The organism is Gordonia sp. GONU, from assembly GCF_024733855.1.
Taxonomy (GTDB): Bacteria; Actinomycetota; Actinomycetes; order Mycobacteriales; family Mycobacteriaceae; genus Gordonia; species Gordonia amicalis.
The window spans coordinates 1-20,814 of record NZ_JANRHB010000052.1; the positions used below are offsets into that span (position 1 = coordinate 1).

18 protein-coding genes and 1 pseudogene are annotated in these 20,814 nt (G+C 65.1%); 10 read left to right on the forward strand and 9 right to left on the reverse strand.

The window, feature by feature from the left end:
- Positions 1–431, forward strand: a 431-nt coding sequence (locus tag NWF34_RS24330) for a hypothetical protein (RefSeq protein WP_258326332.1), incomplete at its 5' end; no start/stop codon positions are given.
- 332 nt (positions 432–763) lie between these two features.
- On the opposite strand, the gene NWF34_RS24335 is transcribed toward NWF34_RS24330, so the two are convergent.
- The 5 genes and pseudogenes from NWF34_RS24335 to NWF34_RS24350 all read right to left on the reverse strand — a co-directional run bounded on the left by NWF34_RS24335 (position 764) and on the right by NWF34_RS24350 (position 6,225).
- Positions 764–1,816: a hypothetical protein gene (locus tag NWF34_RS24335; protein WP_020169780.1), complete on the reverse strand. Its 1,053-nt coding sequence runs from the start codon at positions 1,814–1,816 to the stop codon at positions 764–766.
- 159 nt (positions 1,817–1,975) lie between these two features.
- Positions 1,976–2,458, reverse strand: a pseudogene (locus NWF34_RS25500) (TniQ family protein); the annotation flags it as partial.
- Positions 2,424–3,497: an ATP-binding protein gene (locus tag NWF34_RS24340; RefSeq protein ID WP_006369929.1), complete on the reverse strand. Its 1,074-nt coding sequence runs from the start codon at positions 3,495–3,497 to the stop codon at positions 2,424–2,426. The pseudogene NWF34_RS25500 and the gene NWF34_RS24340, both read right to left, overlap by 35 nt.
- On the reverse strand, positions 3,494–5,503 hold the full coding sequence (locus tag NWF34_RS24345; protein WP_079931101.1) for a helix-turn-helix domain-containing protein: 2,010 nt from the start codon (positions 5,501–5,503) through the stop codon (positions 3,494–3,496). The genes NWF34_RS24340 and NWF34_RS24345 overlap by 4 nt, the downstream gene beginning before the upstream one ends.
- Positions 5,500–6,225 carry a TnsA-like heteromeric transposase endonuclease subunit gene (locus NWF34_RS24350; protein ID WP_006369927.1) on the reverse strand — a complete coding sequence of 242 codons (726 nt, stop codon included), beginning with the start codon at positions 6,223–6,225 and terminating at the stop codon, positions 5,500–5,502. The genes NWF34_RS24345 and NWF34_RS24350 overlap by 4 nt, the downstream gene beginning before the upstream one ends.
- Positions 6,226–6,402: 177 nt before the next feature.
- On the opposite strand from NWF34_RS24350, the gene lon reads away from it, so the two are divergent.
- The gene (gene lon / locus NWF34_RS24355) at positions 6,403–8,730 is read left to right on the forward strand and encodes an endopeptidase La (protein ID WP_159405766.1); all 2,328 of its coding nucleotides are present in this window, start codon (positions 6,403–6,405) and stop codon (positions 8,728–8,730) included.
- A gap of 53 nt (positions 8,731–8,783) precedes the next feature.
- Here the strand turns inward: lon and NWF34_RS24360 are convergent, their stop codons facing one another.
- The 4 genes from NWF34_RS24360 to NWF34_RS24375 all read right to left on the reverse strand — a co-directional run bounded on the left by NWF34_RS24360 (position 8,784) and on the right by NWF34_RS24375 (position 13,263).
- A complete protein-coding gene (locus NWF34_RS24360; protein WP_159405767.1) occupies positions 8,784–9,614 on the reverse strand; it encodes a DUF1353 domain-containing protein in 831 nt (276 codons plus the stop codon).
- A gap of 105 nt (positions 9,615–9,719) precedes the next feature.
- On the reverse strand, positions 9,720–10,982 hold the full coding sequence (locus tag NWF34_RS24365) for a sulfotransferase (RefSeq protein ID WP_159405823.1): 1,263 nt from the start codon (positions 10,980–10,982) through the stop codon (positions 9,720–9,722).
- Positions 10,982–12,064 (reverse strand): DUF1214 domain-containing protein, encoded by a 1,083-nt coding sequence (locus tag NWF34_RS24370; RefSeq protein ID WP_159405768.1) that lies wholly within the window; start codon positions 12,062–12,064, stop codon positions 10,982–10,984. Before NWF34_RS24370 ends, NWF34_RS24365 begins: the two co-directional genes overlap by 1 nt.
- 11 nt (positions 12,065–12,075) lie before the next feature.
- Positions 12,076–13,263, reverse strand: coding sequence for a hypothetical protein (locus NWF34_RS24375; protein ID WP_236577701.1), 1,188 nt, complete (start codon positions 13,261–13,263; stop codon positions 12,076–12,078).
- A gap of 337 nt (positions 13,264–13,600) precedes the next feature.
- Here NWF34_RS24375 and dnaK point away from each other — a divergent pair, with 337 nt between their 5' ends.
- From dnaK to NWF34_RS24415, 8 genes are all read left to right on the forward strand, one after another.
- Complete coding sequence (dnaK, locus tag NWF34_RS24380) at positions 13,601–15,448, forward strand: molecular chaperone DnaK (RefSeq protein WP_024499619.1); 1,848 nt, start codon at positions 13,601–13,603, stop codon at positions 15,446–15,448.
- Positions 15,445–16,068: a nucleotide exchange factor GrpE gene (gene grpE / locus NWF34_RS24385; RefSeq protein ID WP_024499620.1), complete on the forward strand. Its 624-nt coding sequence runs from the start codon at positions 15,445–15,447 to the stop codon at positions 16,066–16,068. The genes dnaK and grpE overlap by 4 nt, the downstream gene beginning before the upstream one ends.
- 134 nt (positions 16,069–16,202) lie before the next feature.
- Positions 16,203–17,405, forward strand: a complete 1,203-nt coding sequence (gene dnaJ, locus NWF34_RS24390) for a molecular chaperone DnaJ (protein ID WP_024499621.1) — start codon at positions 16,203–16,205, stop codon at positions 17,403–17,405.
- Between the two features lie 3 nt (positions 17,406–17,408).
- Positions 17,409–17,807, forward strand: coding sequence for a heat shock protein transcriptional repressor HspR (locus NWF34_RS24395; protein WP_096275023.1), 399 nt, complete (start codon positions 17,409–17,411; stop codon positions 17,805–17,807).
- Positions 17,808–17,843: 36 nt separating this feature from the next.
- The gene (locus NWF34_RS24400; protein WP_258326333.1) at positions 17,844–18,311 is read left to right on the forward strand and encodes an SRPBCC family protein; all 468 of its coding nucleotides are present in this window, start codon (positions 17,844–17,846) and stop codon (positions 18,309–18,311) included.
- A 75-nt stretch (positions 18,312–18,386) separates the two neighbouring features.
- Positions 18,387–18,689: an antibiotic biosynthesis monooxygenase gene (locus NWF34_RS24405; protein WP_006437654.1), complete on the forward strand. Its 303-nt coding sequence runs from the start codon at positions 18,387–18,389 to the stop codon at positions 18,687–18,689.
- A gap of 46 nt (positions 18,690–18,735) precedes the next feature.
- Positions 18,736–19,830, forward strand: a complete 1,095-nt coding sequence (locus tag NWF34_RS24410; protein WP_096274703.1) for a hypothetical protein — start codon at positions 18,736–18,738, stop codon at positions 19,828–19,830.
- Positions 19,831–19,914: 84 nt separating this feature from the next.
- On the forward strand, positions 19,915–20,814 hold a 900-nt coding region (locus NWF34_RS24415; RefSeq protein WP_258326334.1), incomplete at its 3' end, for a hypothetical protein.

Here is a 20,814-nt window from a genome sequence, read left to right on the forward strand (position 1 = left end):
ATTCAGTCTCAGCAGAGAAGGACACCCCCCACACTCTGACTGCGACCACCGACAAGCGTGAGACGTCAACGATGTCCCGACGACACGACGTCAAGCATGTCCCGAGCCCTTACACGTCACACGTCGGCAACCCACCGGTGGCGGGTGGAGCCGTCGTGCTGGTACTCCGTCTCCAACTCTTGAAAGAACTCAGTGATGTACATGCTGGAGCGATACGGGAAGTACCGAACTTCGTCGACGTTCTGGGCATCGTCGCGTCCGAGGTTGCCCACGACGAGGTTTCCAAGAGCTTCGAGGTTGCGGCGACGGAACTTCACATGGGCATTGTTGCAAGCGACGCCGACGAATGCCCACACCTCGCGCGACCCTGCGGGCGATGCCCGATCAAGACCGAGGCGTTCGACTACCAGTTCGTCGGACCATCCGGGTAGCGTGTCGCAAGGGTCGGTTCCGAACTCGGCGGCCATGCCGTCGGCGGCAGGGAGATTGCACGCCCTGGTGGTTCTCGATCAATTTCCCACGGTGTATAGCGTGGACTTGCGGCGTTGAAGGTGTGCTGCAGGAGGATTTCCATCAGTGAGTTGAGTTGCCCGACTCCTTTGAGCCCGTGGCGTCGGTATGACTCATTCGCCTCGTAGACATCTGCGCGGCACATGTGCTGATCCGCCTCAAGCGTTCCGCGGTAGAGTGAGGGCATTCTCGAAGCCACTGACGAGCGCGAGTCAGATCTGTTGCCGGAGTGTCCTGTCTGCACGTAGCTCCTTCAAGGTGGGCGCCATTCAAGTGGCTCCTCGCCGAATCCCAGGTCAGGCAACAGGCTGTTTGATCGGATTGTGGACCACTGCTCGCGTACCAGGTTGCGCGCCGAGCTGAGATCGCCGTCGTTGGAATCCTCAGAGTAGAGCGATTCTGTCGCGAACTCGGCGGCCCCGCCGGTGTAGACCTCCCAAATCGCGACGGCTAGCGCGTGTGGAGTCACTGCTCTGAACGTGCGGCTCGTGCTAAGAATTCTCGCAATGGAGATCGTGAGATCTGGATTGGCAAGTTGAAGCCGCCGGCGGTGGTAATCGATAGGAGGCGGGCCGGTGAGCAGTTCCCGGGTCTGGTTCTCGATCTGATCCAGGGTGTCGGTCCAATCGCCGCTGCGCTTGATCTGGCGGATGAGTAGTGGTGGGTAGCGCGAGAATTCGTGAGGCAGTCCTAGCGCGAAAGCGATATGGCCCCAAGGTCTCGCGGTCCCAGACCGTGCAAGGAGCATGGAAAGGACGGCGCGATCCTTCGCAGTCGTGTAGTCGCGGAATCCCGTCCAGTGAACTTGAGGTATCGACGAGAGAGGAATGTGGTTGCCCGGGATCTCGTGGGCCGTCGGATAACGGGCACACCCACTAGCAACTCGAAACGTCAGTTGTGCCGTCGGCGATAGCTTTTCGGCGAGCGGGGTGATGGCGAGGTGGCCGATAACCGCATTCGTCCGACTACGGGGCAAATCTCGGCCGTCCCTGAGAAGCCAGGTTCCTGGAGTAAGGACGCTCTGCTCTACGGCGAGCGAATGAGCCGCATGAACGTCCTCCTCGCAGAGGATGGACTTTACCTTGAGGAGTTGCTCGAGGCACGCGGCGTCAGGGTCGCTTGCTGCTTGACAGCTCATAATGGGCTTGCCCAGCGTCAGAGCCGCGTCGAAGTATTCGCGTGTACTGAACCGCTGACCGCCAAAGCTGTTCGTCGAAGGCTCTGATGCACCGCGTGCGAGTTCGAGAATCCAAACCTGAGCTTCAACGATCTCGGGGGCAACCCTACGGAACTCGACGTCGCGCAAGTCGTGGCCGCAGTATGCGTGTCGAGTTCTTGGTGTTCGGGGGCGATTGTCGCGCTGCGGACAGGCCCAGTTGGGGTCGGTGCTATTGGGCCAACTCGTGCCCGCCCACGGCGTCTCGGCGCACCGAGGGCAGTTGGTAGGCATCAAGATCGCATGTTCGACACAGACGCGGTGTAGCGGCAGTGACCATGTCGAGTTCCAGTATCCTTGCTGAGCAAGGCATTCGGGACAGTAGGAAGGGTCGAGGGGCATCGATTCCGAAGACTTACCGTACCGTTCCCAGTGCGTGCGAAATGCGGAAACAGCCTCGGATATGAGTCCTGCCCGGAGGTATCGGGCTCGTTCGTCCGGTAGCCCCACCGTATCCACAATCAAATCACTGTGCTCAGCGATATGCGCAGAGACTCGTGTGGGGGACCAGGCACTCGTTGGAATCCCGAGTTCTCGGAGTAGCGCGCGTGCGGTGAGTCCGTAGCGGTGGCCGAAACGGCGCAGCCAACTCGGTGCGGTCTCATCGTCCCTGGGGGCGACGAGTATGGGAAGCCGCCGCGGGTTGTACCCGTCTGGTATCGCAATTGCGGAGGGTAGTTGCTCCGCGTCGGTTCTCTCACCTCTTGGGAGTGGTGAGCCGCTGAGCGGCATTGTCAACGACGACCTCCTCCAGGATGCTCGCAGTAATTTGCTCGGTGCCCGTCTTAATAGCCAGATAGGCGGCCCGATCGAGCAGGTTCGTCAGTGAACCGATGTGCCCTTGCGTTCGGCGGAAGAGTTCCTTGCCGAAATCGGATAGTGTCCCAGGCGTTTGCGCGGCGAGCATTAGGTGCAATTCGAGGGCGTTGAGAAGCGAGATCCAGGCGACGTTGCTGGCATCGGAGTCGGTGTTGAACGGCGCGACGCGTGCACGTGTGGCACGGCGGGCAGTCTGTGCGTACACGGCACCGTCATCGCCTCCCAGGCCCTCGTCGAAGAACTTCTTCTCTGTGAGGCGTACACCGACGTAAATGAACGTGACCGCCATTTCGTTGGCCAAGCCCTTCAGATGATTGCTTACTTCGCGACCGTGACGGTCTCGAAAGTCGATGAAGTGAAGGTCATCGATGACAATTATCTGAGTCTCGCAGCTCCGTACGCAGTCGACCGCGAGCGCACCCAAACCAGAAGTATTCGCACCAGCTACCCCCAGATGGCCATAGAAGGCGAGGATCTTTCTGTTCAGGCCCTTGAGGGTGATTCCAGCATCGAGCGGGATGAAGGCGACCGGAATACGCTGATCGCCTGCGGCGGTCTCGCTGCTGAGGCGGCGAATTGCAGTTCGATGGAACTGCCTTGCGTAGCGGATGGCGATGGTGGTCTTACCGAGACCTGGCGGGGCGTCGATCACGACCGATCCGCGGAGGCGGTCGCCATCGCGACGGTTGGACGCCATGACTTGATCGATGACAGCGAAGGCGTGCGTGAGTTGAGCTGTCTTGACAGTCGGGAGGTTGGCATTCCATACAAAGCGAGCTTCGTTGTAGTCTTCGCGCTCGTCGTCGCTGAGCGCTGCGATCTGTCCCTTCGTGAGGAGTTCCAGGCTCGCGCGCGGCGGCGAATGCACGAAGTCGTGCCAGCCCACTTTTGACGCCAGGTTGTAGCGATGCGGTTGATTGTTTCGAAGCCATAGTGCCCATGGGTTACTCATTCGTCGAATACCTCATAGCTCGAATCGTCTGCACCTTGGTACTTCTCAAACACATCGAGGTCATCGTCCAAATCCCAACCTGGAGGGCGACGTTCTGCTCTCCTCGCGAGAAGGTCGATAACTCCTGGCAGTGATGCAATCTCGTCGTCAGGTTGGCCATCGCCAGTATCGCTTGCCGTGGAACGGGTGCTGGCCAGGCGTCGTGCGAGGGCGCGGTCGCGCTTGGATTTGGTGTTGCCTTTGGACCACTCATCGAGGAGGTTGCGGACGGCGTCCTGTGGGTCGACATGCCGGTTTTCGCGGACGGCCAGAAGCTTGGTGTAGTCGGCGGCGTCCGAGGAGAAGGGCTGGTCGAGTCCACCTGCGTGCTCCCAGACCAGAGGCGACCATTTGCCAGATGAGGGGTCGCGGAAGTACACGCGTCGAACATCGCCGCTGTCTATGTGGATTGGCCATTTTCTAGCCTTCGGACCACCGAAGTTGGACTTGCTATTCCGGTAAGGGTTGAGCGCCGCGCCATCGTATCGGCGCCCATCCACTTCTATGCCATAGTGCTGGATCGTGCGCCACTCCACATTGAGAAACTCGTACGCAAGGTCCGGTGAGGACGGGATGGTGAGTCCACCGGCGCGAGCCAGGCCGATCTCGTACATTTCGAGCGGTGATAGCTCGAGGCCGGGCGTCTCAGGGAGACACAAGCCTTCGTGTTTCGACCGGTGGTACACCCGAGCTGTCCACTCGCGAATTATCGACTCAAGCTCGGCGACGTAGTAGAACGCTTGACTCTCAATGTCTTCACCGCGGTGATAGACGTCGGGTCCCTTGTAGCCCGGCAGTTGCTGAAGCAGGCCGAGCCGAATGGTCTTGAAGAAGCGTTCGACAGTTGGCTTGTCTGACGCCTTCTTTACGATCGCAGGCTGAATCGAGATTCCGAGTCGCGCACAGGCGGATCTGACATGGTGCGAGAGGTAGATCTTGCCATGGTCAACAACGATTGACTCGGGTAGGCAGCCTGGGATGCTCGGAGTGGCATCGTCTGCGGTCGGGTCGTCGCGTTCGATTGCGATCGAACTAGGCACGCCGTGAAACGGCCACGCTCCGTCGTCGACCGGTTCTTGGGGCGTGACCGACTGGTGTAACACATTGGCCACGTCGATTGCCTTGGTTGAAATCGGGGTCAGGCGCAGACCGACAATGCAGCGTGTATAGAGGTCTTGCGCCACAGTGAGTTCGACCGGCACCCAACGCAGCGTGATCGGCTCCATCGCGAACACGTCGAGGCGCGTTGTGTCGAGTACGAAGTACTCTCCGGGGCGCGTGGCGCGCAAACGGCCATACGGGGCCTCCGGCCGGTCGGCGGCGATTCGCCGTGCCTTTCCGCTGCCAAATGAATAGCGACCCTTGGAGAGCTCGTCCAGCCAGCGGTAGGCGGTCGCATTGGATGGGGTGGGCGCCAGATCGGCGCCACACCGCTCGGTCAGCAGATTGTTGGCCTGGTCGATTACTATGTTTCTGCTGGGTGTGGATTCGCGTGTGTACCGATTGAGTACGTCGAGGCACGCCTCCCGCCAGAGTGGGTCGATCGGCGAGCGCTGCTTCCTTGCTTCGACGAGGCCGGCTGGTCCTGACTCTTGATACGCCTTCACCCAGCGTTTGACGGTGCGGTCAGACATGTTGTGTGCGAGAGCGACCGTTTCGGAGCTGCGACCGATAGAGTCGCCGCTGTTGTGATGCATCTCCAGTACTGCTTCGACGACGGCGAGCCGTGCGTTGTAAGTCTCTTGCTGTTTCTTCGTAAGATTCGAAAGCAGTTGTCCGGACGTCTCGCAGGGCCTGCGAGGTGCGTCGAGCGGCTGAGAAGACCTCACGAGGTGTGGAGTGCTCACCGCTCGTGTGCCGCGATCCGATTCGACTATCGACCGACTGTCGCTGATCTCGACTATGCGGACCACGGATCCGTCGATCCACACCCGATCGCCAACAGCAAGTCGATAAGTGTTGCTCATACGGCCTCGGCTCGATGGATCAAGGTGTTGTCGCCGAATGGCCGGGTGAGATCGGCCGTGAAGGTGCCCGTCCACAGAAGCTCGAGGACGATGTGTCGAGGCCGTGCAATCCGCTCGGCTGCGAGTGTGGCTTCAGCGTGCGCGATTGAGAGCTCCTCTGGAAATCGTTCGAGCACCGTCTGGAACAGGGCCGCGCGCGACTCGCGGCGAGCCTGAGAAGCGAATCTGATGTTGTTGATCAACGCCGAGTCCTCGCCGGTCCAAACCTCATAATCGGCGGAGAGGCGCTTGGACACCACCTTGGTCCACGTGAACACGGCCTTGACCTCGTCTTTCTGCGCGATTCGTGGATTCTTGACGTCCACGACCAAATATGACCCATCAGCCCGCGTCAGTAGGAGATCGGGACAGTGGCGTCGGCCGGTACCTCTGTCGTCGCCGGTGATCCAGAAAGGTTGCGCCGTGATCCAAACGACTTCGGGATCGAAGTCGGCAAGCAAGATGCGGTCGCGTTCGAGAAGGCTTTCGTAAACCACGTGGTCGGCTGTTGTACGGGTCCAAAAAAGACCTGGATAGTGGCGTTGGCCGGCGTGGGACGGTGGCAGGCGCACTGGCTGGGCTCGGGCCATCGAGCTGATCGAGTGATCCCTGACCTGACTGATGGTCTCGTCACCGGCTTCGGTAACGAAGCGAATCTCGGTCGCACCGATCTGATCAGGCATTTTGCTATCGTGCCGCATGACAGCCCGATGAGAACGATGACACGCCTATGACAAGCCGATGAGAAAATGACACGTTCGGTGAGAAGCTACATCTTCGTTCGCCCCTGGCATAAACCACGCGGGAACAAACTTCCAGCCACCTCAGTTGAGTCGGTCAGGCTTAACTCTGGAGGTTTCATGTCGCAGACATATTCACTGCCGGTCCTCTTCGTCCCGGACGTTGTCGTCCTGCCCGGCATGGTCGTGCCGATCCCGCTCGATGATGCCGCTCAGGCCACCGTCGACGCCGCGCGGGCGAGCGAGACCGGAAAACTGCTGGTCGCCCCACGCCTGGACGACCGGTATCCCACCTACGGGGTGATCTCCTCGATCGTGCAGGTCGGGCGTATCCCCGGCGGTGGACTGGCCGCCGTCGTCAAGGGTGAGCAGCGGGCTCAGATCGGGACCGGTACGCCCGGCCACGGCGCGGCGCTGTGGGTCGATGTGACCGAGGTCGAAGACTCCGAGGTCACCGACGAGGTCCGGACCCTGGCCGGCGAGTACAAGAAACTCGTCTTGGCGATGCTGCAGCGTCGCGAGGCGTGGCAGCTCATCGATGCGGTCAACAAGATGACCGACCCGTCAGACCTCGCCGACACCTCGGGCTACGCATCCTGGCTCACCGACGAGCAGAAACGTGAGCTCCTCGAAACACCCGACACGGCCGCGCGCCTGCGCCTGCTGATCGAGTGGACCGGCGACCATCTCGCCGAGTCCGAGGTCAGCGAGAAGATCGCCGAGGACGTCCGTGCGGGAATGGACAAGCAGCAGAAGGAATTCCTCCTTCGTCAGCAACTCGCCGCCATCCGCAAGGAACTCGGCGAGGACGAACCCGAGGGTGCCGACGACTACCGGTCGCGCATCGACGAAGCCGACCTGCCCGAGAAGGTGCGCGAAGCCGCACTCCGGGAGGTGGGCAAACTCGAACGCGCCAGCGACCAGTCGCCGGAGACCGGGTGGATCCGCACCTGGCTCGACACCGTCCTCGACCTGCCGTGGAACACCCGCACCGAGGATTCCACGGACATCAAGGGGGCCCGCGAGATCCTCGATGCCGACCACCACGGCCTCGACGACGTGAAGGACCGCATCGTCGAGTACCTCGCGGTGCGAGCACGACGCGCCGAACGCGGCCTGCAGGTCGTCGGCGGACGTGGATCGGGTGCCGTCATGGTGTTGGCCGGTCCGCCCGGCGTCGGCAAGACGTCGCTCGGCGAGAGTGTCGCCCGGGCCCTGGGCCGCAAGTTCGTGCGCGTCGCCCTCGGAGGTGTGCGCGACGAGTCGGAGATCCGCGGGCACCGGCGCACCTACGTCGGTGCGTTGCCCGGCCGCATCGTGCGTGCCATCGGCGAGGCGGGATCGATGAATCCCGTTGTGCTGCTGGACGAGATCGACAAGGTCGGCTCGGACTACCGGGGTGACCCGGCCGCGGCGCTGCTCGAGGTCCTCGACCCCGCGCAGAACCACACCTTCCGCGACCACTACTTGGACCTCGATCTCGACCTGTCCGACGTCCTGTTCCTCGCGACCGCCAACGTCATCGAGAACATCCCGTCGGCCCTGCTCGACCGCATGGAACTGGTCACCCTCGACGGCTACACCGAGGACGACAAGGTTGCCATCGCGCGCGACTACCTGCTGCCCAGGCAGGCCGAGCGTGCGGCACTCACCACCGACGAGGTGACCGTCACCGACGCGGCGCTCCGCGAGATCGCGGCGAACTACACCCGGGAACCCGGTGTGCGACAGTTCGAACGGCTTCTCGCAAAGGCGCTGCGCAAGGCGGCGACCAACCTCGCGCAGGGTAAGGCGAGCGCACCGATCACCATCGACGAGCCGGACCTGCGCGACTACCTCGGCCGTCCCCGGTTCACCCCGGAATCGGCCGAACGAACCGCAGTCCCCGGTGTCGCAACGGGTCTCGCCGTCACGGGAATGGGTGGTGATGTCCTCTTCATCGAGGTCAACGCCACCGACGGCGATCCCGGACTGAAGCTGACCGGCCAGCTCGGCGACGTGATGAAGGAGTCGGCACAGATCGCGCTGTCGTACGTGCGGGCGCACGCGGAGCAGCTCGGCGTCGAACCGGAGTTGCTCAACAAGACCATCCACGTGCACGTTCCGGCCGGAGCGGTGCCCAAGGACGGGCCGAGTGCGGGCGTCACCATGGTCACCGCACTGGTGTCGATGGCGACCGGTCGACGGGTGCGTGCCGAGGTCGGCATGACCGGCGAGGTCACGCTGAACGGCCGTGTCCTGCCGATCGGCGGGGTCAAGCAGAAGCTGCTCGCCGCACAGCGCAACGGGCTGAAGACCGTCTTCATCCCGCAGCGCAACGAACCCGACCTCGACGACGTGCCGGCCGAGGTCCTCGACGCCCTCGACGTGCGTCCGATGACCGATGTCGCCGAGATCGTCGAGCAGGCACTGGAACCCGCAGCGGGAGAACAGGTCAGCGCGGCCTGACATACACGAGCGGGGCATCGTCCGATTTCAACCGGCGGTGCCCCGCTGTCGTGTCATCGCAATCCCACAGCGCGGGCGATCCGCTCCAAGGCGCTGTACACAACCCAGGCGAGACTGGTCATGGCAGCAGCAGGCACCAGCCACAACGCCCCGACCGCGGCGATGAGGCTGGCGGCCCACTGCCGCCCCCACAGCGGTGCGGCGACGAAGATCATCAGCAGTGCCACCACGAGCGACCACGCCGGCGACGACACCGGCCACGGCCAGTCGAACAGCAACGCGCCTGCGGAACCGACCGTCGCAGTGATCCCGACGACGCTGAGCAACAGCCACAGCACGATGCTCCACCGGCGGTAACCGCCTGCGACCCAACGGGTGCGGAGCGCCACCGCGGACCACATGAGCCAGCGCTTCAGCCAGGGGACCCCGGAAGTACGCATCATCTCCCGGAAGAAGCGGTCGGAGAGCGTGTCACTCTGCAGCGCGCCGGAGTTGACCGCGTCGCTGATGAGCTCGTCATGGATCATCGCGGCGAGCGTGTGCCGCCCGTACGAGTCCTCGAACCACCGCATGAAGCGCGGGACCGACGCCAGATCCGTGGGATTGTCCTCACGTGGGACGAAAGTCCGCGCGTCGTCAACTGCCGCGCGTGCCCGGGCGTCACTCATCCCGCTGCGGACCAGTCGCGTCGACAGGTCCTTCTCGACATCCGGGTCCGAGTAACGAAAGGTGTTGAGTACGACGAACTGCCGATCGTCGACCTGGACCACCCGGACGCTGCCCTTGCCCGTGGGATCGTCGACTTCGAAACCCGAATGTGGCGCCACCCGCCACGGCACCCACCGGACATCCGTCTCGGCCTCTACCGACGTGACCTCGCCCATCTCGACCTCCCGAGTCCGACACCGCGACGGTAACCCCGTTCGACGGTGTGCGGGCGAGAAATCGGCTCGTCGGATACACAAGTGCAACCGGTCGTCGTCCTGCCCTCAGGACACCGGGTGCGACGTCCACTCGGCGACGACGTCGGTGTAGAACGCCATCCGTTCGCGCAAGGCTCCGGGGTCGATCCCGAATTCCTCGGGACCGTAACGATGTCTGCCCTTGCCGTGCCGCGGTTGCTCGGCGTTGTGCTCGATGAGCATCGACGAGATGTCGGGGGGTTCGACATCGGCCGCGGCATAGACCCGGCCGACGGTCTCCTCGGGTCGGGACACCAGGTCCTGGTAGTCGATGTCGAGGACGGTCGCCGATCCGGCTGCAGGGGAGTCGCGAAATTCGAGTGCCCGCCGGAACCACAACTCGGACTGCTGGATCTGGAACCGCCCGACGTCGTGCCCGTCGACGTCGTCGCTGTAGGTCGACCGGTATGTCGCGAACAGACTCGCGCCGGAGGCCACGGTTTCCACGATGTCGCGGTGAAGATGAACGATGCAGACTCCGGGATATGTCTGTGCGAGGTCGGCGAGTTCGGGAGTGTGGGCCGGTGCCTTCAGCAGCCAGCGTCGTCGGGAACCATCGTCGAGGATCTGCAGCATCGTGCGGTGCGCCGCGTACTCGCCGGCGAAGTCCTGCTCCGCCAGCCAGCGCGAGTAACTGTCGAGGCGCATCGTCGAGCTGAACGCCCAGTTGCGCATGGTCGTGCCCATTCCGAGCACGCACTCTTCGGGCAGTGCCGGCCCGGAATCGTGGACCGCGGCCATCGCCGGATTCAGCATGTGCAGTGGATTGGGCTCGGCGGCCTGGGTTTCGATCAGCTGCTCGCGCTCGTCCGGCGACAGCTGTGCAACCCGCCACGGGGCGTACAACTCCACCGGGCGTGGCGCGCGGAGACGGGGATCGCGGGCCATCAGCCGATACAGGAACGTCGTCCCGGTGCGCCAGCCCCCGATGATCACGATCGGCGGGAGCACATCACGCTCACTCACCGAGGGGTTCTCCCGCAGGGTCTTGTCGAAGATGGAGCGCGCCCGCAGCTTTCCGATCACCGCGTCCTGCGCATTCCGGACGCCGACGGCGTTCAACCGCCCGTCCTCGCCGGCCGATTCCAGGTACTGCTCCAGACCGGGACGCCACTGCGCCGGCTCGCCCAGACCCTCGACCCCGTGCTTCGCGGTGGCCCGTTCGACGATCGCATCGACCGCGCCGGCGCCCAGCCGATACCGATCGGGTCGTGCAGCGCGATCGGCTTCCGCTGCCGCATAGATGTTCTCGGCGACCGCTGTGCGCGGTGGCGGGGTCCAGGCGACCATCATTCACCTCGCAGTTCGTGGAGCTGCACCACCCGCACCGAGGGCAGGGGAGGGGTGTCCGTCGGTTGGAGAAAGCGCATGACGACGATGCCGAAGTCCCGTCCCTCGGAATCGATCCAGTCTCCGACACCGGGATCCTCGGCCGCGACGACGAAGCGGTAGCGACCGTCGACCACCGTGGCGGTGGCACCGGTGTACGACACCGGCCGGTACCGGAAGTCGAGGGAGTTCAGGAATCGGCTGTAGGCCAGGATGTTCCAGTATCGGCACTCGACGGTGTCGCCCTCGATGACCAGCGCCTGATCCGGTTGGAGCTGCCAGCCACCGCGGACGTAGTGGATGCCCGGTTCGGTGAACACCGCGCCCCCGGCCATCTCCGACCAGTGCCGCAGGGTGTTGGGCGGATCGAGATCGTCCTTCGTCGAGATCTCGAAGATCGTCGGCAGCATGGACGTCGTGGCCGCCAACGTGCCCAGCGCAGAAGCGAACCTGTCCGGATCGATCGACGGCGGAACCGGCGGTTCGACCACCGGTTCGATACTGCACCAGCCAAATTCGTCGTGTGCGACATCGCCGTGGAAGAACCTGACCCAGATCGCCCCGGAGCGTTCCGGGAGGTCCAGCCAGTCCCCGGCACCCGGCGCGGTACCGCCGACCACGATCTCGAAGCCGCCGTCGTCATCGAATCCGATGGCGTCGCTGTCGATGCGGGCTGTCGCCTCCGAGCCGATGCCGCCGGTCCGCTTGTAGACGGTGACCGACAGGTACGACGCATCCCCGCGGTTCCCGCGGATGCGGTAGGTGCGGTCCCCGCGGACCTCGGTGACCCAGTATTTGAAGTCGGGATTGTCCATCAGGAACTTGTGTCGCCACCCGTTGAACGGCACCAACTCGGGACGTTCACGGTCGGCTTCCAAGCGCGACAACTGATTCGACAGCCCGCGGACCAGTGCACGGAACCCGTCCGCCTGCTCGGCCGAATCGAGGTCGGCGGTGTCGGCCGCGAGCTTGTCGCCGGCGGTCCGGAGTGCGTCGACCAGGCCGTTCCACGCGGCGACCTCCGGCCGCGCCTCGTGGCTCATCGGCTCCTGGCTCACGGGAGTCGGACCCGGTCGTCGTGCCGGTAGTGGGGGCCCACGTCGTCGACGAGGATGCCCGGTTCGGCCTCGACCACCGCCGGGACGGCATCGAGCACGGCCCGCACCGACGCCGTCGTGATCGGGTTGGTGTGCCCGGACCCGATGCCGAACTCGAGTTGTGTCCGCATCTCGGCCGGTTCGCCGCTGATGACCAGCGTGTACGCGATCGGGCTGGTGAACCCGCCGAACGGCAGGTCATCGCCCCGGTACACGAGTTCGGCGCCGGGAGCGGAGCGAGCGGGCTGAGTGGGTACCGAAGCGAGATACCAGCATTCCTCGTTCGTGAAGAAGTGGTGGTCGCCGAGGTAGCCGCGATGAGTCAAATGCAGGGCCGCAGCGGTGCCCTTCCTGATGGTCGTCGCACCGACCTGGGCGTCACGTTCGGCGGGCAGTCCGCGCAATGAGGTCTCGACCCTGACCTCGGCACTGTCCGCGCCGTACAACGCGTGCGCGACGTTGCCGGTGAGGTCGCCGTAGTAGATGTCGCCGCCGCGCGCGACCGGGGACTCGGCGCTGAGGGAGTCCGGATCGGCGCCGAAACCCAGTGCTTCCAGGCCGCCCCACATCGACCCGGCCCGGGAGAAGTCGACGGCCTCCACCGATCGCACATGGCTGACCGACGACATCGCCTTGGCCATCGTCATCGCGACCCGTTCGACGATGAACGTCGGATGGACACCGGTCCCGTGCAGGGTGGCGCCGCCGGTGCGGCACGCCTCGAGCATGCGCTGCGGGGACTTGCGGAAGGGGCTGAGCCAGTTCGGCATCGACACGTTGTGATAGGCGGCGGTCGCCACGACGTTCTTCCCGGACTCGAGCAGATCGATGACGTCGTCGTCGAGCCCCTTGATCACCGCGGCCGGTGCCGGGGTGAGGACGACGCAGTCCACGTCGAGCTCCTTGAAGGCCTCGCGATCTCTGGTGGCGGCGATCCCGATCGGATCGGTGCGCACCAGCTCACCGATGTCCTTGCCGTCCTTCTTCGGGTTGTGCACCAGCGCACCGACGACCTCGAACGCCGGGTCGGCGACCGCGGCACGGATGACCGCGCCACCGACTTCGCCGGGACCCCACACGGCGATCCGATAGGGACGTATCGGAGCGGAGCCGGGTTCGGCGGTCGTCGGTCGGGGCAGCGTCATGTGCGGGTCCTCGGATTCGTCGAAGTGGAATCGCTTGCTTCCTGTTGAAATCTGCACGGTGGCGGCCGGTGTGTCAAGGACCACACGGCTTGAGCGAAATCCGCTCAACTTTTCCCGGCGGCGCGGGAACAAACCCCGTGGGACCCCCGTTACACACTTCGAGAAACCTGAGCGATCCAGACTCAAGTAGGTTTGACTCGCCGCTCCGAATTCAGTAGGACATGAGTCGGACGCACTGAAGTCCACCTCGCGCAGGGTTCGGACATCATCCCCGCGTCTCCGGCCGCGGGGGCACAAGGACTTGGGTGCACACCCACAAACTAGGAGGAAGCCAAACATGTCTCGTGCTGTTGGAATCGACCTCGGCACCACCAACTCCGTGGTTTCGGTGCTCGAGGGTGGCGAAGCTTCGGTCATCGCCAACGCCGAGGGCTCGCGGACCACGCCGTCCGTGGTCGCCTTCGCGCGTAACGGAGAAGTACTCGTCGGTCAGCCGGCCAAGAACCAGGCGGTCACCAACGTCGACCGCACCATCCGCTCGGTCAAGCGCCACATGGGTGAGGGCAACTGGACGATCGAGATCGACGACAAGAAGTACACCCCGCAGGAGATCAGCGCGCGCACGCTCATGAAGCTCAAGCGCGACGCCGAGGCGTACCTCGGTGAAGACGTCACCGACGCCGTGATCACCGTGCCCGCATACTTCAACGACGCCCAGCGTCAGGCCACCAAGGAAGCCGGCCAGATCGCCGGCCTCAACGTGCTCCGCATCGTCAACGAGCCCACCGCGGCCGCGCTGGCGTACGGACTCGACAAGGGTGAGAAGGAACAGACCATCCTGGTCTTCGACCTCGGTGGCGGCACCTTCGACGTCTCGCTGCTCGAGATCGGCGACGGTGTGGTCGAGGTCCGCGCGACCTCCGGTGACAACCACCTCGGTGGTGACGACTGGGATCAGCGCGTCGTCGACTGGCTCGTCGAGAAGTTCAAGTCCACCTCGGGCATCGACCTGACCAAGGACAAGATGGCTCTGCAGCGTCTGCGTGAGGCTGCCGAGAAGGCGAAGATCGAACTGTCGAGTTCGCAGAGCACCTCGATCAACCTGCCCTACATCACCGTCGACGCCGACAAGAACCCGCTGTTCCTCGACGAACAGCTCTCGCGCAGCGAGTTCCAGCGGATCACCTCTGATCTGCTCGAGCGCACCCGCGCCCCGTTCCAGGCCGTCATCAAGGATGCGGGCATCTCCGTCGGCGACATCGACCATGTCGTGCTCGTCGGTGGCTCGACCCGTATGCCGGCCGTCACCGATCTGGTGAAGGAACTGACCGGTGGCCGCGAGCCCAACAAGGGTGTCAACCCGGACGAGGTCGTCGCCGTGGGCGCCGCCCTGCAGGCCGGTGTTCTCCGCGGTGAGGTCAAGGACGTGCTGCTGCTCGACGTCACCCCGCTGTCCCTCGGCATCGAGACCAAGGGTGGCGTGATGCACAAGCTGATCGAGCGCAACACCACCATCCCGACCAAGCGGTCGGAGACCTACACCACGGCCGAGGACAACCAGCCGTCGGTGCAGATCCAGGTGTACCAGGGCGAGCGCGAGATCGCCTCGCACAACAAGCTGCTCGGCAGCTTCGAGCTGGGCGGCATCGCACCTGCGCCGCAGGGTGTCCCGCAGATCGAGGTGACCTTCGACATCGACGCCAACGGCATCGTGCACGTCACCGCGAAGGACAAGGGCACCGGCAAGGAGAACTCGATCCGCATCCAGGAGGGTTCCGGCCTGAGCAAGGACGAGATCGACCGCATGATCAAGGACGCGGAGGCTCACGCCGACGAGGATCGCAAGCGTCGTGAGGAGGCCGAGACCCGCAACCAGGCGGAGTCGCTGGTCCACCAGACCGAGAAGTTCCTCAAGGACAACGAGGACAAGGTCCCGGCCGACGTGAAGGAAAAGGTCGAGGCTGCGGTCGCCGACGCTAAGGAAGCGCTGAAGGGCACCGACTCGGCCGCGATCAAGACCGCGATCGAGAAGCTGTCGGAGGAGTCGCAGGCGCTCGGCCAGGCGATCTACGCCAACGCCGCTGCGGAATCCCCCAACGGTGAAGCCGGCGCAGCCGCCGACAGCGAGTCCGATGTCGTCGACGCCGAGGTCGTGGACGACGCCGACGCCAAGGAGAACAAGTGACCGCAGGATCCCATTCGACGAATGGGTCCGGCGAGGAGCCGGTGACGGTGACCGACCGTCGTCGCATCGACCCGGAAACGGGTGAGGTGCGCGACGAGCCGGCCGCCGGCCCCGGCCCGGCCGACGCCGAACCCGTCGTGGACGAGTCCGACAACGAACAGCCGGCCGATGCGACGTCGCCAGATGCGCGGGTCGCCGAACTGACGGCGGATCTGCAGCGGGAACGCGCGCAGTTCGCCAACTTCCGGCGACGCGCGGCCGAGGAGAAGCAGGGATCGGTTGCCTACGGCAAGCAGATCCTGATCGACAAGCTCCTGCCGGTTCTCGACGACCTCGACCGTGCCCGTGAGCACGGCGATCTCGAGAGCGGTCCGCTGCGGGCCGTCGCCGACAAGCTGGCCGGTGTGCTGAACACCGAGGGCCTCGAGGCCTTCGGTGCCCCGGGTGACGAGTTCAACCCTGAACTCCACGAGGCGGTTCAGCACGACGGCACCGGCGACCACCCCGTCATCGGCGCAGTGTATCGCTGCGGTTACCGGCTGGGCGAGAAGGTGATCCGTACCGCCATGGTGACGGTCACCGATCCGGAGCCCGCCGGCGACCCGACCGGTGCACAATAGATCGACCGTCTGTGGCCCTGGGGTGCGAGGAGCGAGAGCACGCGCCTCGCACCTCAGGGCTCTCTGGCGAGAGTACGAACACAACCGAAATATCAATCCAGACAACAAAAAGACTTTTGAGGAGGTGACGTCTGGTGGCTCCACAACGTGAGTGGTTGGAACACGACTTCTACAAGGACCTGGGCGTTGCTTCTGACGCTTCGGCTGAAGAGATCAAGAAGGCCTATCGCAAGCTCGCACGCGAGCTGCATCCGGATGCCAATCCCGGCGATTCCGCGGCCGAAGAGCGCTTCAAGCGGGTGTCCGAAGCCCACAGCGTGCTCAGTGATCCCGAGAAGCGCAAAGAGTACGACGAGACCCGGGCCATGTTCGCCGGCGGACGATTCCGCGGAGGCGGCAACGGATTCCCGGGTGGCTTCCCCGGCGGCGGTACGACCTACACGACCGGTGGCAACGACTTCGATCTCGGTGACCTGTTCGGCGGTGCCCAGACCAGCGGGGGAGGCGCCGGCGGTTTCGGGGACCTTTTCGAGGGTCTCTTCAACCGTGGCGGCGGAACCCAACGCACATCGACGGCCAGCCGTCCGCGTCGCGGTAAGGATCTCGAGACCGAGACCACGCTGTCCTTCAAGGACGCGGCCCTCGGTACGACGGTCCCGCTGCGGGTGACCAGCCCGTCCCCGTGCACGACCTGCCACGGTTCAGGCGCCAAGCCGGGCACCAGCCCGCGAGTGTGCCCCAACTGCAACGGCTCCGGTTTCGTCAGCCGAAACCAGGGCGCGTTCGGGTTCAGTGAACCCTGCCAGGACTGCCAGGGCACCGGTTCGCGGATCGACGACCCGTGCGGCGACTGCTCCGGCAGCGGCGTGAAGAATCGGACCCGCACCATCAACGTGCGCATTCCGGCGGGAGTCGAAGACGGTCAACGGATTCGGCTTGCCGGACAGGGTGAGGCCGGACGCCGCGGAGCGCCGTCGGGCGACCTGTACGTCGTCGTGCACGTGACCCCGCACAAGCAGTTCACGCGCAGCGGCAACGACCTTCGCGTGCAGTTGCCGGTGCGGATCTCCGAACTCGTTCTCGGCGCGACGGTCTCGGTACCGACCCTCGAGGGTTCGGTCGGGGTCAAGATCCCGCCGAACACGACCGACGGCCGGACGCTCCGCGTACGTGGCCGCGGCGTCCCCAAGCGGTCCGGCGGGGCAGGCGACCTGCTCGTCACCGTCAAGGTCGCGGTGCCGGACAAGCTCGACGACGCCGCGATCGAGGCGATGCGCGCCTACGATCAGGCCGAGCGGGCAAGCGGATTCGATCCACGGGCGAACTGGGGGCGATGAGTGATGGCCGGCCAGAAGAACTTCGACGCCGATGGCGCGACCTTCATGATCTCGGTGGCCGCCGAGCTCGCCGGCATGCACGCCCAGACCCTGCGCACCTATGACCGTCTGGGTCTGGTCACCCCGCAGCGGACGAGTGGGGGCGGTCGCCGTTACTCCTCCCGCGACGTCGAACTCCTGCGAGAGATCCAGCGTCTCTCGCAGGAAGAAGGCGTCAATCTCGCAGGTATCAAACGGATCATCGATCTGAGCAATCAGGTCGAGGCGCTCCAGCAGCGTATCCGTGAACTCTCCGACGAGGTTGCCACGTCGCGGAACCGTCGCGGCGGCGAGTTGGTCCCGGTGCCTCGGACGAATGCCCTGGTGGTGTGGCAGCCGCGGCGCAAGCGTTCCGTCGACTGAGCGAACCGACCGGCAGGGCCCGCGTACGTTGGATGTATGGCATCCGACACCGTCATCACCGTTGACACGGGCCCGCACCGCGTCTCCCGGCGCATCGTCGTCGATGCGCCGGTCGCCGACGTCTTCGCCCTCGTCGTCAACCCGCACCGGCATCACGAACTCGACGGGTCGGGAACGGTGCGCGACACACCCGTCAAGGGTCCGGAGAAGCTCACCCCCGGTGCGCGATTCAGTGTGGGGATGAAGCAGTTCGGCGTCCCGTACACCATCACGTCCACCGCGACCGACGTCGAGACCGACAAGGTCGTCGAATGGAAGCACCCCATGGGCCATCGCTGGCGCTGGGAACTGGTGTCCACGTCGCCGACGACCACCCAGGTCACCGAGACCTTCGATTACTCGACGCTCAAGATCCCGAAGATCATGGAACTGATCGGGTACGACAAGAAGAACGGTCAGGGTATCGAGGGCACGCTGCGCGCGCTCGCGAAGCGATTCGGCTGACCCTTGCCGCCCTCTTGCCGACACGGTGTCGGTAAGATGACGGCGACCATCAGACCCGAGTCCAGGAGCCGACGAATGTTCGTGATCACCAACCGCATCGATGTCACCGAGAACGCCGAGGCATTCGAGAAAGCGTTCTCGGAGTCGATGCGCAGCACGCTGAAGGGCGTCCCGGGCCTGCAGCGCGCGACACTGATGCGTCCGGAGGCCGACGGCCTGCCGTACGTGTCCACCATGGAATTCGACGCCAGGGAGGACTTCCTGGCGTGGCTGAAGTCGGACTCGTTCCGTGCGTCGCACTCCGACAAGCAGGCGCCGGGGATGCAGGCTCCGTCGGCCGTCGAACAGCACACCCTGATCGAGACATTCACCGCCTGATCACTTCGTCGCCGCCGGGCGACGACCACGACCGGAAGGGCGACACATGGAGTTCGAGGACGAGGCGTCGTCGTACGACGACGAACCGGCGGTCGTCCTCGGAGTCGTCGCCGCGCCCGGACAACCGATCGGACTCGCGCGCAAACTCGTCGACGCGGATCTGATCGAGCACGTGCAGACGACCTTCCCCGGAGCCCGATGGCATGTCGAGGTCGTGGAGGCGTCCGTGGTGCAGCCGCCCGCGACCGACGCCCAGATCGTCGACGCGGCGAGAGACGTTCTCCTCGAACGGGAATGGGACCTCGTGGTCTGCCTGACCGACCTGCCCCTGCACGTGGGACGCCGCCCCGTCGTCGCCCATGCCAACGCGGTGCACGGTGTTGCGGTCCTGTCGGTTCCCGCGCTCGGTCCGACCAGCCTGCGTCAGCGGACGCGCGGGACAGTGGTCGGTCTCCTCGCTCAGCTCCTCGGTGCCGACGCGGACGATCTCCGAGAGCATCAGAAGTCGCCGTCTCGTTCCCCGCTACGGCACCGCGTCCGCCAGCTCGGCACCGACACCGACGAGGAGAGCACCGCCTTCACCGCCCGGGTGCTGACCGGCAACCTCCGACTCCTCACCGGCATGGTCCGCGCCAATCGACCGTGGCGCCTCGCACTCGGGCTGACCCGTGCGCTCACGGGCGCCATCGCCGCCGGCGTGTTCGCACTGGTGACCGCCGACATCTGGCTGCTGGCCGACACCTTCGGATGGGTCCGGCTCACCGGCGTCGCCGTCGGGTCGATCGTCGCCATCACCGCCACCCTGATCATCGGCGCCAACCTGTGGGAGCGGGGATCGTCGCGGCAGTCGCGCGAACAGATAGTCCTGTTCAACACCGTCACGGTCATCACCGTCGTGCTGGGCGTCGCGGCCTTCTATGCCGCTCTGTTCGTACTCGCGACCGTCGGCGCCCTGTGCCTGGTGGTCCCGCAGGTTTTCGGCGATGCACTCGGCCACGATCCCGGGATCACCGACTACCTGGAGGTCGCGTGGCTGACGTGTTCGCTCGCCACGGTCGGCGGTGCGCTCGGTGCGGGGCTGGAGACCGACGAGGCGGTGCGCGACGCCGCGTACACCCAGCATCCGGCCGAGTCGGTCTGACGAGGTACTCCGCGACGGTCCGGCTGCCACAGATCGCGTAACAGCCGCTAGGCTTCATGGGCAAACGTCGATGTGGAGGTGACGATGACCCAAGATCCGGCGGGTGGGGGAATGCCCGGATCCGTGGTTCTCGGGATATCCGTCGTCGACGACCAGATCGCGTCCGTCGTGCGGGACGCCGACGGGCACATCCTGGCGAGCAACCTCGTCGACCTGCCGGATTCCTCGGCCCCCGCGGTCGAGGCCGCGATCATCGAACTCGTCGATTCGGTTCCGGTCGTGGTGGACCAGATCGGTGTCTCCGCCTCGCGCGAGGACGTCCGCAAGCATCTGGCGCAAGCCTTCGCCTCGGACGCCGCAGGCGAATCCTGGTATCGCCGCGTCGTCGTCACCGGATACGCCTCGGCGCTCGCCGAGATCGCCTGCACACACGCCACCCGAGGCGGCGTCGTGGCCGTCGTGGACCTCGATCGCGATGCCGCCCCGGCGGCCGGTACCACCGTGGCCACGGTCGACACGACGTCGGGCGCGGTCCTCGGGACCGCCGATTTCACCACCAACCGGCTCGCGCCCGTCACCGATCCCGAGGGGGCGTCCGATCTGGCGACGGCGGTCACCAAGCTCCCTCGCGGTCGCGACATCACCTCGATCATCGTGGTGGGACCCGGCGCGGAGATGCCCGGCATCGCTCCCGCCTTCGAGTACGCGGCGCAGCGACCCGTCACGGTCGCCGCAAACCCCCCGCTCGCGTCGGCCATCGGCGCGGCCGACGCCGCCCTGGTGGCGCTGTCGGCTTCGGCGGGGGCCACGCGGGTGTCGACGGGGCGACGCTGGTGGTTCGTCGGCGCCGCGATCGGCGCCGCGGTGTTCCTCGGCGCCGTCGGTCTGACCTTGATCCTGGCCGCCGAGAGGGCGACCCCCGAAGCTGTTCCGGTGACGGTCACCGAGACCCCTGCGGCGGTGACCGTCACCGCCGACGCGACG

What these genes read in the sequence shown, in the direction of transcription:
- NWF34_RS24340 (WP_006369929.1), bottom strand. Translation starts at nt 3,497, where the DNA reads ATGAGTAACCCATGGGCACTATGGCTTCGAAACAATCAACCGCATCGC.
- NWF34_RS24345 (WP_079931101.1), bottom strand. Translation starts at nt 5,503, where the DNA reads ATGAGCAACACTTATCGACTTGCTGTTGGCGATCGGGTGTGGATCGAC.
- NWF34_RS24350 (WP_006369927.1), bottom strand. Translation starts at nt 6,225, where the DNA reads ATGCCTGATCAGATCGGTGCGACCGAGATTCGCTTCGTTACCGAAGCC.
- lon (WP_159405766.1), top strand. Translation starts at nt 6,403, where the DNA reads ATGTCGCAGACATATTCACTGCCGGTCCTCTTCGTCCCGGACGTTGTC.
- NWF34_RS24360 (WP_159405767.1), bottom strand. Translation starts at nt 9,614, where the DNA reads ATGGGCGAGGTCACGTCGGTAGAGGCCGAGACGGATGTCCGGTGGGTG.
- NWF34_RS24365 (WP_159405823.1), bottom strand. Translation starts at nt 10,982, where the DNA reads ATGGTCGCCTGGACCCCGCCACCGCGCACAGCGGTCGCCGAGAACATC.
- NWF34_RS24370 (WP_159405768.1), bottom strand. Translation starts at nt 12,064, where the DNA reads ATGAGCCACGAGGCGCGGCCGGAGGTCGCCGCGTGGAACGGCCTGGTC.
- NWF34_RS24375 (WP_236577701.1), bottom strand. Translation starts at nt 13,263, where the DNA reads ATGACGCTGCCCCGACCGACGACCGCCGAACCCGGCTCCGCTCCGATA.
- dnaK (WP_024499619.1), top strand. Translation starts at nt 13,601, where the DNA reads ATGTCTCGTGCTGTTGGAATCGACCTCGGCACCACCAACTCCGTGGTT.
- NWF34_RS24395 (WP_096275023.1), top strand. Translation starts at nt 17,409, where the DNA reads ATGGCCGGCCAGAAGAACTTCGACGCCGATGGCGCGACCTTCATGATC.
- NWF34_RS24400 (WP_258326333.1), top strand. Translation starts at nt 17,844, where the DNA reads ATGGCATCCGACACCGTCATCACCGTTGACACGGGCCCGCACCGCGTC.
- NWF34_RS24405 (WP_006437654.1), top strand. Translation starts at nt 18,387, where the DNA reads ATGTTCGTGATCACCAACCGCATCGATGTCACCGAGAACGCCGAGGCA.
- NWF34_RS24410 (WP_096274703.1), top strand. Translation starts at nt 18,736, where the DNA reads ATGGAGTTCGAGGACGAGGCGTCGTCGTACGACGACGAACCGGCGGTC.